Source organism: Rhodococcus sp. NyZ502 (assembly GCF_041464245.1).
GTDB classification, from domain to species: Bacteria; Actinomycetota; Actinomycetes; order Mycobacteriales; family Mycobacteriaceae; genus Rhodococcus_F; species Rhodococcus_F qingshengii.
On the sequence record NZ_CP167155.1, the window covers coordinates 6210198 to 6222517 of the forward strand.

At 62.5% G+C, this 12320-nt stretch carries 11 protein-coding genes; 6 read left to right on the plus strand and 5 right to left on the minus strand.

Annotation, left to right across the window (positions count from 1 at the left end; translation table 11 throughout):
* Nucleotides 1-16 precede the first annotated feature (16 nt).
* Both ACBG85_RS28800 and ACBG85_RS28805 read left to right on the plus strand, forming a co-directional pair.
* Nucleotides 17-1480 carry an aldehyde dehydrogenase family protein gene (locus tag ACBG85_RS28800; protein WP_341513903.1) on the plus strand — a complete coding sequence of 488 codons (1464 nt, stop codon included), beginning with the start codon at nt 17-19 and terminating at the stop codon, nt 1478-1480.
* Nucleotides 1481-1498: 18 nt separating this feature from the next.
* Complete coding sequence (locus ACBG85_RS28805; RefSeq protein WP_234551193.1) at nt 1499-2017, plus strand: hypothetical protein; 519 nt, start codon at nt 1499-1501, stop codon at nt 2015-2017.
* A 67-nt stretch (nt 2018-2084) separates the two neighbouring features.
* Here the strand turns inward: ACBG85_RS28805 and ACBG85_RS28810 are convergent, their stop codons facing one another.
* Nucleotides 2085-3590 carry an MFS transporter gene (locus ACBG85_RS28810; RefSeq protein ID WP_372025715.1) on the minus strand — a complete coding sequence of 502 codons (1506 nt, stop codon included), beginning with the start codon at nt 3588-3590 and terminating at the stop codon, nt 2085-2087.
* A gap of 427 nt (nt 3591-4017) precedes the next feature.
* A complete protein-coding gene (gene leuS / locus ACBG85_RS28815; protein WP_372025717.1) occupies nt 4018-6864 on the minus strand; it encodes a leucine--tRNA ligase in 2847 nt (948 codons plus the stop codon).
* Nucleotides 6865-6965: 101 nt separating this feature from the next.
* On the opposite strand from leuS, the gene ACBG85_RS28820 reads away from it, so the two are divergent.
* Together ACBG85_RS28820 and ACBG85_RS28825 are read left to right on the plus strand one after the other, a co-directional pair.
* Nucleotides 6966-7460, plus strand: coding sequence for an SdpI family protein (locus ACBG85_RS28820; protein WP_372025719.1), 495 nt, complete (start codon nt 6966-6968; stop codon nt 7458-7460).
* Between the two features lie 5 nt (nt 7461-7465).
* On the plus strand, nt 7466-8425 hold the full coding sequence (locus ACBG85_RS28825; protein ID WP_372025721.1) for a DUF1648 domain-containing protein: 960 nt from the start codon (nt 7466-7468) through the stop codon (nt 8423-8425).
* Here the strand turns inward: ACBG85_RS28825 and ACBG85_RS28830 are convergent.
* Nucleotides 8394-9089 carry a FadR/GntR family transcriptional regulator gene (locus tag ACBG85_RS28830; protein ID WP_007729102.1) on the minus strand — a complete coding sequence of 232 codons (696 nt, stop codon included), beginning with the start codon at nt 9087-9089 and terminating at the stop codon, nt 8394-8396. The genes ACBG85_RS28825 and ACBG85_RS28830 overlap by 32 nt on opposite strands.
* 162 nt (nt 9090-9251) lie before the next feature.
* Between ACBG85_RS28830 and ACBG85_RS28835 the strand changes: the two genes are divergently transcribed.
* Complete coding sequence (locus ACBG85_RS28835) at nt 9252-10421, plus strand: MFS transporter (RefSeq protein ID WP_192712804.1); 1170 nt, start codon at nt 9252-9254, stop codon at nt 10419-10421.
* A 4-nt stretch (nt 10422-10425) separates the two neighbouring features.
* On the plus strand, nt 10426-11406 hold the full coding sequence (locus tag ACBG85_RS28840; RefSeq protein WP_003942582.1) for a bile acid:sodium symporter family protein: 981 nt from the start codon (nt 10426-10428) through the stop codon (nt 11404-11406).
* Here ACBG85_RS28840 and ACBG85_RS28845 read toward each other — a convergent pair.
* Nucleotides 11399-11617 (minus strand): hypothetical protein, encoded by a 219-nt coding sequence (locus ACBG85_RS28845; protein WP_007729106.1) that lies wholly within the window; start codon nt 11615-11617, stop codon nt 11399-11401. The two genes, ACBG85_RS28840 and ACBG85_RS28845, sit on opposite strands and share 8 nt — an antisense overlap.
* Nucleotides 11618-11672: 55 nt before the next feature.
* Complete coding sequence (locus ACBG85_RS28850; protein ID WP_003942572.1) at nt 11673-12278, minus strand: YqgE/AlgH family protein; 606 nt, start codon at nt 12276-12278, stop codon at nt 11673-11675.
* Nucleotides 12279-12320 lie beyond the last annotated feature (42 nt).

Consider the following 12320-nt stretch of genomic DNA (forward strand, 5'->3'; position numbering starts at 1 on the left):
GCCACGAAGGACAGTCATGACCACTTCATGCTCACTCGTGCCCCAGAACAACACGATCGACGGAAACGTCGAAACACCGGCTATCGAACTCGGCGAATTTCTCACCGATCCCGACACCGGAGAGAAACTGCAAGCCCAACTCTCGTCCTCCACCGAACAGGTGGAGAGGGCAATCACCGCCGCGACAGAACTTCACCGATCGGGTGTCTGGACCCGTCGATCGGTCGCCGACCGGGTGCGCCTACTCGAGAGAACGGCTGAACTTGTCGAAGAACGGACTGCGGCGATCGCCCGTGAGGACTCCAAGAACAACGGCCTTCCGCTTTCGATCAGCACACTTTTCGCCGGCGGACTTCCCGATCTGTTCCGCAGTGCTGCAACGCATCTGAAGAACTCCTCCGGGTTCGAGCAGCTGGCGTCAGGTGCACATTTACATCGGCTGGCGTGGGGCCCGACCGCTGTGATCGCACCGTGGAACGCACCGAGCTTCATCACCGCCAAGAAGACCGCATTCGCTTTGGCCGCAGGTGCTCCGGTCATCGCCAAGCCCTCCAACTGGGCACCGTCGGGTCCCAACGTGCTTGCCGAGGCGATCTCACGTGCCATCGCCGAAGTCGACGCGCCGAAAGCTCTGTTTCAACTCGTTCACGGAGGCGGGGACGTCGGGCATCTACTGGCCTCCGATCGACGAATCCGAGCACTGGCGTTCACCGGCGGCCGAGCAGCCGGTAGTTCCATCGCCGCTGCAGCTTCTACCGATTTCAAGGCTCTTCAACTCGAGCTCGGCAGCAACAACCCCGTGATCATCCGCGCCGACGCCGACATCGATCTGACTGCCGCCGCACTCGTCGACGGGTTCACCAAACTTAACGGGCAATGGTGTGAGAGTCCGGGAAGCGTCTTCGTGCCGCCGCACCTTCACGACCGGCTTGTCGACGCAATACTCGACCGCACGGCCGAAATCGCACTCGGCCGAACCGATGACGCCAACACCACGATGGGTCCGCAGGCGAACGAGCCTCAACTCCAACGGATGCGGGATACCGTCGAGTTCCTCCGTGGCGTGGGCGGCACGGCCGTCTCGAGCACCCCCGTGCCTGACGATTCCGGATGGTTCTTCCCACCGACAGTGGTGCACGGAATCTCGTCGGAGCAGACCAAATCGGAGACCTTCGGGCCGATCCTGACGGTGCACCGAGCATCAACCGACGAGGAAGCTCTGCTCGAGGCCAACGCTCTCGATACCGGCCTGGCCGGATACGTGTTCGGCGCCGACGTCGACGCCGCTCGTGAACTTGCGACCCGAATCGATTGCGGTGAGAACAAGATCAACAGCACCAGCCTCCTGGACCTCGACGACCACTCGACCCAGAGTTTCTGGGGCGGAAGCGGTATCGGCGCACACGGCGACAACGAGCTTCTCGACTTCTTCCGGGGATCGAGAATCATCGGGGTCGATGCGCCCGGACTTCCTCTCTAGGCGGAGGAGGTCGAGGAAATGGGTGAAGCGGCTCGGGTGGGCACCGATACGAGTCGGGTGGGCACCATGGTCGTCGAATGCCACGATACCGCGGCAGTTCTCGCACGTATTTCGTCGCTGGGGTGGAAGCTCGGCGTCGAGGTTGTCAGCCTGTCGACGTGGGTGTCCGTGACATCGCCGGGAGTCACCGGAATGTCGATCGCGTACCGTTGCCCGGCAACGATCTCCGACGCCATGTTGATCAAGCGTCTCAACAAGATCATCGGGATAGTTCGTATCAAGACGGACCACGGCCCGTTCGTTCCGGTGACACCACAGATCGGCCTACACGTCACCGCAACGTTCCAACGCGTCGATCCAGTGGCGCTGGTGGCGTACCGGCACGGCGCAACTGTGTGCAGTCAAGCGAACAATGTTCTGTCGGTACAACTCACCACCACCCGATCGATCGCGGACACATTCGTCTCTGATCTGGCACAGGTCGCAGAGCGTCCGCTGCGGGGTGAGATCTCGCTGCAGGAGATTCATCTTGCATGACGTCGAAGTGCCACCACGGCGATGTGCGGCTACGGACGTTGGCCAGTAGCCGCACATCATCGTGAGATCAGTGAGCAGGGAGGAGGGACGTCTCCTGCTGCACACCGTCTTCTTCGCCGATCTGGACGATGTTTCGAGGCAGGAACACGGCTGCGATCGCGCCGAGAACTGCTGCAGCAGCACCGATCAGGAACGCGATACGCATGCCCTCGTCGGTGTAGAACACAGCGCCCTCCATCGCCATCGCGATGTGCGAGTTCAAGACCGTGAAGGCGATGACGGGAAGCACTGCGGGGAAGATGCTCTGAAAGACCGCAACCATGCTCGCCGTGGTTGCCTGCAACTGCGGCGGCACTGCCTCGATGAGCAGGTTCGGGATGGAGGCGTAGCCCATACCCATACCGACACCGAAGATTCCGGCAAAGATGATGAGCAGAGGCTTGTTGTCGTGAATGGTGGCCGTCAACGTGAATCCGACTGCCATGAGTATCATTCCGATGATCATCAGCAGACGGGGCCGGATGTTGCGCCCCACGAGGAAGCCCACGATCAAACCACCGACCACCACCATGCCGCCAAGGGGCGCCTGGAAGATCGCGAATCCCTCTGCCGTCACGCCGAATCCGTATCCCAGGCCGAGAACTGCTGGGGTCATCACCATCATCGGCAGCAAGATCGTGAAGACTCCCGACGCGCCGTAGCAGAACCCGGCACCGACGGCGGTGAGCATCACCGAACGCTTGCCGAAGTAGCGCAGGTCGATCAAGGGCTCGCGGATGGCTCGGGCAGAGGCAACCCAAGCCACCAACAGTGCGACGCCGCCGATCAGGTAGGCCAGTGTCGAACCGTTCTTCCAGCCCCAGGTCGGTCCGAAGCTGACGCCGATCAGAATTCCGGCGATGCCCGACCCGAGCAGTACCGCACCGATCAGGTCCAGCGAAGAGCGAAGTCGGACAGTCGATTCCGCCGTCGAAGCGAAGATCATGCCGCCGAGGAGAACCAGCCCGACGACAAAGAACCAGAAGATGCTCCGGAACCCGTGGTTGTCGATCAACCAACCGGTGAGGAACGGCGCCGGGATCGCAATCAAACCCATACCGGAAGTCGCGATACTGACGGCCAAGGCAACAGTTTTCGGCGGAAAAACATCTCGAATGAGGGAGTAACTCAGGAACAGGCAGGGAACCAGCAGACCCGTCAGCGACCGGCCCAGAATCAGGATCGCGTAGCTCGGCGCTATCGCCGAAATGAAGGATCCGACCGCCGCGCCGGCGACAGCCAAGAGCAGGACTTTTCGTTTGCCGTACATGTCGGCGAGCTTGCCGAGCAGAGGAGACGCGACCGCCCCCAGCAGCAAGAACGACGTGAGCAGCCAAGCTCCCTGCGTCGTTTGATAGTGCACCGAGATCGCAGGGAGAGCAGTGGAGATCATCATGTAGCTCACTGCGAGCATCTCGAGAAGTAGAACAATCGACGCCAGGGAGAACACCAGTCGCGGAGTCCACCGCTCCGGTATCGATGTCGGTTCGGGCAAACTGGGAGACGAACCGTCGCTGTGGACATGAGACGCCATGGCTGGAAGATCCTTTCGGGAACACCTACGAATTCGATTGACCCTCTGTCGAATACCGTCGACGGGGGCCTAGCCGGGAAGTGCAATGGAACGACAGCTACCGCTCTCGGCAACGTGTTACGTGCATCACAGCCCTCACATCGAACACGCGCTACCAAATGTTCCGTGGAGCGGGACATTCAGGACAACGACTGATTGGCGTCACAAACTCCAACCTGGCCTTGGATTATGAGCAACGGCAACGATTTTCGGTTCGAACTTGAACGTGGAGCCATTCCCATCTTCGAAATACCGACCACCCCGTACTTGACGATCCCGCCTTTGAGGTTCCCCCCTCGGTGTCAACGTCGGGAATCATCCCCCAGAAACGACTGTGCGCCGTTTCGGTAGCGGTAACTACCAAAACGGCGCACAGGGGCCGAAGGCCCTACAGAACTATGTTCACCATCTTGCCCGGCACAACGATCACCTTGCGGGGTGCGTTGCCCTCGAGCAGAGCGACGATCTTCTCGTCGGCCAGCGCAATCTCTTCGACAGCCTTGCGATCGGCATCCGCCGGGACGCTGATGCGGCTACGAACCTTGCCGTTGACCTGGATCGGGTACTCGACGGTATCCTCGACGAGCCACTTCTCCTCGACTGCCGGGAAGGGTCCGTGCGCAAGGGATTCCGTGTGACCCAGACGCGACCACAGCTCTTCCGCGAGGTGCGGCGCCAGGGGAGCGAGCATCAGCACCAGCGGCTCGACAGCAGCACGCGGCGCACCGCCCGGGAACGCCTTGGTGAGGTGGTTGTTGTACTCGATCAGCTTCGCAGCGGCCGTGTTGTCGCGCAGCGCGGTGTAATCCTCGATGACACCGGAAATCGCCTTGTTGAGCGCACGCAGCGTCTCCTCACCGGGCGCTTCGTCGGTGACACGGGGCTTGCCGGTCTCCTCGTCGATGACGACGCGCCACACTCGCTGCAGGAATCGAGCAGCACCGACGACGTCCTTGGTCGCCCACGGACGCGAGGTGTCCAGCGGGCCCATCGACATCTCGTACACACGCAAGGTGTCTGCACCGAACTCGGCGCAGATCTCGTCCGGCGCAACGGCATTCTTGAGGCTCTTGCCCATCTTGCCGTACTCGCGGTTGACCTCGGCGCCCTCGAAGAAGAACTTGCCGTCACGCTCGACGACCTCATCTGCCGGCACGTAGACGCCGCGGGCATCGGTGTACGCGAATGCCTGGATGTAGCCCTGGTTGTAGAGGCGACGGTACGGCTCGCTCGAGGACACGTAGCCCAGGTCGAACAGAACCTTGTGCCAGAAGCGCGAGTACAGCAGGTGCAGCACTGCGTGCTCGACGCCGCCGACGTACAGGTCGACTCCACCGGGATCGTTGGGGCCGTGCAGTTCCGGACGCGGGCCCGTCCAGTACGCCTCGTTCTGCGGGTCGCAGAAGGCGTCCTGGTTGGTGGGGTCGATGTAGCGCAGCTGGTACCACGAGCTACCTGCCCACTGCGGCATGACGTTGGTGTCGCGGTGGTAGGTCTGCAGACCGTCACCGAGATCGAGCTCGACGTTGACCCAGTCGGTCGCCTTGTTCAGCGGGGGAGAGGGCTCGGAGTTGGCATCGTCTGGATCGAAGGACACGGGTGCGTAGTCCTCGACCTCCGGAAGCACCACGGGCAGAGCCGAATCCGGCAGGGCGTGTGCGTTGCCGTCCGCGTCGTAGACAATCGGGAAAGGCTCGCCCCAGTAACGCTGACGCGCGAAGAGCCAGTCGCGCAGCTTGTACTGGATGGTGCCCTTGCCCTGCCCGCTCTCCTCGAGGCGGCTGATGACGGTCGCCTTGGCCTCGGCTACGTCCAAACCGTCGAGGTAGTCGGAGTTCACCAGCGGGCCGTCACCGGAGTACGCAGCCTCCGAAACATCGCCACCGGCAATAACTTCGAGAATTTCCAGTCCGAACGCGTTCGCGAACTCCCAGTCACGGTGATCGTGTCCTGGAACTGCCATGATCGCGCCGGTGCCGTAGCCCGTCAGCACGTAGTCGGCGATGAAGATCGGAACCTTGTGTCCGTTGACCGGATTGACCGCGTAGGAACCGAGGAAGACGCCCGTCTTCTCCTTGTTTTCCTGACGCTCCAGGTCGGTCTTGGCGGCAATCGACTTACGGTATGCAGCAACAGCTTCCGCCGGCGTCGTGGCACCGCCAGTCCAGCGTGCGTCGACACCTTCGGGCCACTCGTCCGCGACGAGCTTGTCCACCAAGTCATGCTCAGGAGCCAGCGTCACATAGGTGGCGCCGAACAGCGTGTCGGGGCGCGTCGTGAACACATCGACGCCGTACTGGCCTGCGGCAAAGGTAACTTCGGCGCCATAGGAGCGTCCGATCCAGTTGCGCTGCATCGCCTTGACCTTGTCCGGCCAATCCAGGTACTCGAGATCGTCGACCAGGCGATCGGAGTACGCGGTGATGCGCATCATCCACTGCTGGAGGTGCTTACGGAACACGGGGAAGTTTCCGCGGTCACTACGACCGTCGGCGGTGACTTCCTCGTTGGCCAGCACGGTACCCAAACCGGGGCACCAGTTGACCATCGAATCCGACTGGTAGACGAGGCGGTACGAGTCGACGACCTTTGCCTTCTCGGCGACTGTCAGCGACGCCCACTCGCGTCCGTCTTCCAGAGCACGCTCACCGGAATCGAACTCGGCTTCCAGCTCGGAGATACGACGGGCCTTGCCGGCTTCCTTGTCGTACCAGGCGCCATGGATCTGCAGGAAGATCCACTGCGTCCAGTGGTAGAAGTCGACATCCGTCGTCGCGAGACTACGACGCTCGTCGTGGCCCAGACCCAGGCGTCGCAGCTGGCGCTTCATGTTGGCGATGTTGGACTCGGTGGTGGTCCGTGGGTGGGTACCCGTCTGCACGGCGTACTGCTCGGCCGGGAGACCGAAGGCGTCGTAACCGAGGGTGTGCAGGACATTGCGGCCCTGCATGCGATGGAAGCGCGCGAAGACGTCCGTAGCGATGTATCCGAGCGGGTGACCGACATGCAGGCCCGAACCCGAGGGGTACGGGAACATGTCCTGCACGAAGAGCTTGTCGGCGGGAACACCGTCGGGCGAGGAGAGCGGACCGACCGGATTGGGCGCGTTGAACGTGCCTTCCTCACTCCAGCGGTCCTGCCAGTGCTGCTCGATCTGGCCGGCGAGCTCCGCGGTGTAGCGGTGCTGCGGAGTTGCGTCGGCTGGTGAATCGGGGGACTGCGGAGACTCGGTCACTGTGGTCGCTATCTACTTGGCTGACGGAAATACCGATAACCAGGGTAGAGCCTGCACGACCCGGGCATACCATCAACTCCACTCGCGCCTATCCTGTATGGGTGATCGTTGTCGCTGTGGTGCTATTCGTGCTCGCTGTCGCCGTCGGTGGAGTTGGTGTCGCCGGACTGATCGGCAAACTCCCGCGCAACCGCTGGGCCGGTGTCCGCACCGAGGATTCCCTGCGGAGCGAGGAGTCGTTCGCCCTCGCCAACAAGGTGGCCGGTCCGACCATGCTCGCGGCCGCCGGAATGTTCGTCATCGGCGGAGTCGCTGCGTTGACCATCGGCGGAGTCTTCGGCATTGCCGTCGCGATCATCGCCGTCGTCGTCGCCGTCCTCACTGCCGGTTTCGGTGGAGGCATCGGCACCCGCGCAGCCGCCGCGCTCCCGCAGCAGAGCGGATGCGGTAACGACTGCAACTGCGGCGGGCACTCCGAGCCTGCCGCCGACGAGCCGGTGGCGGAGACCCCCGAGGCCAAGGCGAACGCTGCCGCTTGCGGCACCGCTTCCTGCGGTGCCTGCGCGCTCAAGGATGCTTGCCAGCCGGCTCATTGATTCACGTGAAACATCGCGTGGTCGACCCGGCCGGGGTCGTATTCGGGCTAGTCGTTCCGCTGTTGTGTGCGGTCTTCGGCTTCGTCCTGACAAAAATTTGGGAGCCCCGCCTCCCGGAACAGATCGCGACTCACTGGACCACCACCTCGCCGGACGGATTCTCCACCCCGTCGGCCAACGCCTGGACCATTGCACTTCTGACGCTGCTCTTCGGTGGCGGCCTGAGTGCGATTGCTGCTCTTGCTCCCGCGATGCTGATGATGCGCCGATTCATGTTGGTTGTCGGGCTGAGCGTGGTCGGGCTCATCACGACAGTGAACTTCGCTTTGCTCTACACCCAACTCGATGTCACCGATCCATCCACGACGTCACTCCCGCTGTGGTCTATCGGTGTCGGCTTTGCAGTCGGCGGGGTGCTGGGGTGGATCGGCGCCTCGTTCCTGCGTGACTACCGCGTCCGCACTCTTGCCACGATCGAACCCTCGGCCGGGTTGCCGCGAAGCCGCTGCGCTCTCCCCATCTCCGACGACGTCGGATTCAGCACCAAGGGGTCGGTGATCCTCACTGCGATCACTCTGGCGCCCGGAGTCATCATGGCGTTGGCGATGCGGTCACTCTGGCCGTTGTTCATCTTCGGGGCACTCGGACTGCTCGTCGTCAGCCTGGTTCGCTTCCGGGTGATCGTCGACGAACGGGAGATCCGGGTGATCAACATGGGGATGGCTGCGATGACCTACGACATAGACGAAGTTGTCGGAGCTGACATCGCGGAGATCAAACCGTTCGCGGACTTCGGCGGCTGGGGACTCAAGACCAAGGGTCGTCGCAACTACGGCGTCGTCACCCGCACCGGACCAGCGGTGGTCATAACGTTCGCTTGTGGCGACCGACTCACGATCACGACACCCGAAGCCAAAGACATCGCGGGGTCACTCAATCGATTGGCCGACGCCCGGACTCGCTAACCGCCGAGCCTGAACCGATCGCTTCCTGAGTCTTCTCGAGATACCCACACGCCGCAGCCCTGGCTTTGGTGACATCGCGTTCGGCGATGGCTTCGGCAACTCCCTGATGATGCGAAGACGTCAGCGACGGCGGATGCACCCCTTCGGTCACCTCGTAGGTGGCTCGAACTGTTTCGAGGATTCCGGCAAACAGATCTTTCAGCACGGGATTGTGGGCGGCATCGACAACGGCAATGTGAAACGCGAGATCGACGTCGACGAAGTTCTCCGCTGGGACATCACGCTTGGCGGCCAGTTCACGAAGTATCCGAACGTCGTCGTCGCTGCGACGCTCACACGCCAACCGGACCGCTTCCATCTCGAGCGCACGACGCACTTCGAAGACGTATTTCATCTCGTCGACGGACGCGTGTTTGCCGAGCAGTCCGCCGATGTCGGTCCGAGCGCGCACGAAGGTCCCTGATCCGCGACGGATCTCGAGAACTCCCGTCGAGGTCAATGTCTTGATCGCTTCGCGCACGGTGTTCCGGCCGACGCCGAGAACACTCATCAGCTCCGGCTCGGTCGGAACACGATTGCCCACTGTCCAGACGCCGTCGGAGATCTGCGTGCGCATCCAGTCGAGGGATTGCTCGTACGCGGACTCTTTGCGAACAACGGTCATCAGCTCATCCTCACAGCATTAGCGGCGATCATTCCACTCACCTACGATACGTAGGACGACCCATGTATTTTCGCACTCTGTCTTCAGGAGGGGCTTCCCACGTCCGCCACAGCTGTCGCCACCGAAGAACGCACACGCCGCACCAATCGACACTTCTACGGCGTGGGCTACGTCCTCACCGTGATCCTCTTGGGCGCGAACATGCCCACCTCCGTCTACGGGCTGTACCGGACCGAGTTCGGATTCACGCCCACCATCCAGACGCTGATCTACGGCGTCTACGTCGCCGGCCTCGTTCCGGCATTGCTGTTCTTCGGACCGCTGTCCGACGCCCTCGGCCGACGCACCGTGCTCCTTACTGCACTCGCTCTGAGCGTCGTCGGCACGCTCGTTCTGGCATTTGCCGACGCGACGGTGTGGTTGTTCGTCGGCCGGATTGCCCAGGGAATCGCGGTGGGCGCGGCCAGTGCGGCGGGCAGCGCCGCATTGGTGGAGCAGGAACCGAAGTTCGATCACCGACGAGCAGCGCTCGTATCGACGGTGACGGGCGCGTTGGGCGGTGCGCTCGGACCACTCGTGTCCGGTGCAATCGCCCAGTACCTTCCACAACCGCTGCGGTTGCCGTATCTGATCTTCCTCGTCGCGTTCATCCCGGCACTGATCGTGTTGCTGCTACTTCCGCGGATCGGGGACGTCACACGCCCGAAGCGGTTCTTCCAAATGCCACATGTTCCCGCCACTATTCGCGAGACTTTCTGGCTCAGCTCGCTCGCCGTCGCGCTGTCGTGGGGCGCGGTCGGGCTCTTCCAGTCGGTGGTCCCGTCGTGGATGACCAGCCTGCTGAACATCGACAACCTTCTACTCGGCGGCGGGGCAGCTGCACTGGTGATGATCTGCTCGGTGGTCGCGCAACTCGGCGGAAGCCGCATGGACCCGCGCACGTCCGTCACCGTCGGTCTGGGAATCCTCGCTCTGGGAATGATCGGCCTCCTCGTGGTCGACCTCGTCCCGAGCCTGGCACTGCTGGGCGCCATCACCGTCGTGGTCGGCGCCGGGCACGGTCTGGCGTTTGCCGGCGGCATGAAGCGCGTCAACGCCGCCGCCCGGACCCACGCCCGCGAGAGCCACGGCGGAGTTCTGGCCGCGTTCTTCACCGTCAGCTACGCGGGACTGGCGATCCCGTCGATCATCGCGGGTATCGCCATCACCCTCCAGGGAATGCAGACGGCCATCATCGAGCTGTCGATCGTCGGGACGCTGCTGTGCCTGGCCGTGATGGGCTTCAACCTTCGTGGGGCTCGAGAGCCCGTCGACGCACGCCGTTATCCTTAGCCAGGTGAAGTTTCTCAGTAGGTTCTACATCGACGGGTTCATCCTCGGCATCATCATCGCCGGCGTGCTCGGAAGTGTGTTCCCGGTATCGGGTACCGCGGAGAGCATTCTGAACTGGGCCACCAAGATCGCCATCGGCTTCTTGTTCCTGCTCTACGGCGCACGGCTCTCGCCGCAGGAAGCCTGGAAGGGCGTCAAGCACTGGCGACTGCACACCGTCGTCCTCGCCGCGACGTTCGTGCTGTTCCCACTGATCGGCCTAGCACTGCGATTCCTGTCACCGACGCTGATCAGCGACGAGCTCTACACCGGCATCCTCTACATGTGCCTGGTTCCGTCGACGGTTCAGTCTTCGATCGCGTTCACCTCGATCGCCAAGGGGAACGTCGCGGGCGCGATCGTCAGTGCGTCGTTCTCCAACCTGATCGGCGTCTTCGTCACACCGCTGCTGGTGGTTCTGCTGATGAACACCACCGGCCAGGCGACGGTCGACTTCTCGTCGATCCTCGACATCGTCGTGCAGTTGCTGATCCCGTTCATCGTCGGTCAGCTGATCCGCCCGCTGGTGATCGGATGGCTGCAGAAGTACGCCGAACCCACCAAGTACGTCGATCGCGGATCGATCCTCCTCGTTGTCTTCGCCGCCTTCAGCGAAAGCATGAAAGAGGGGATCTGGAGCACCATCACGATCTGGCAGATCGTGATCCTCACAATCGTGTGCTGCCTGATTCTCGCGCTGGTTCTCGGCGTGACCACTCTCGCGGGGCGCAAGCTCGGGTTCGATCTTCCCGATCAGATCGTCATCATCTTCTGCGGGTCGAAGAAGTCCTTGGCAACGGGCCTACCGATGGCGGCTGTACTGTTCGCGGGCCAGCCCGTCGGCCTGATCGTGTTGCCGCTGATGATCTTCCATCAGATCCAACTGATCGTCTGTGCTGCGATGGCGCAACGCTTCGCGAATCGGGATCCGGTCAGCGTCAGCTAGCGAGCAACTCGCCTCGGGTCGCGTCGACGCAGCCGCAACCGCCCTGCAGTTCAGCACAATCGATGGACAGCGCATGGCGGACCGATGCCAGGTCGAGGCAGTTCGCGCCGGTGCATTCGAGTGATCCGTCGGCATGCCGCAGCAAAGAATCGTGGCAGTGATCGACATCCGAAACACAATCCGCGCACTGGATCTGACGCTCAGCGAGCATTACTGCCACCTCTCTCGAAAACGATGACACAGGAATATCATCGACCTCCGACAAGTCAGTTTCGTTCCACCTCGATGGGGTGGCTGGCCAGCATCGCCACGGGTAGCGGCTGGCGTCGTAGCACCCGTGCCCAGACATCGACTCGGGGCGGCGTCAGCACATCCGACGGCAGCGAGCTGATCACCATCCAGTCTTCACGCTCGAGCTCCGAATCCAGCTGGCCCAGAGTCCAACCCGAGTACCCGGCAAAAATTCGGATCCCTTCGACCAGAGGAGCAATGACCTCCGGGTCCGAGTCCAGATCCACCATGACTACCTTGCCGTCCACCCGCCGCAGACCGGCGACGCCGTCGATCCGCGCACCGTTGCGAGCGATGCCCAGGCAAAGCGCCGAGTCACGCTTGACTGGTCCACCGATGTACAGGGCCGAAGGATGCGCGGTCAGCGGTGACCACTGCGGCAACACGTTCTGCACGGCCGTCTCACTCGGCCGATTGACGACGACGCCCAGGCTCCCGGCGTCGTTGTGCTCGATCATGTAGATGACGGTGCGGCGAAATGCGGGTTCCGTGAGATCGGTCGACGACACCAACAAACTGCCCGGACGAACCTCCGGTTCTATCCAGGCCATTCGATCCTCGGGTTCTTCTGCGTGCGCCACAAGGACATCATCTCACCGACAACTGCGCGCGGAGGAACGAGA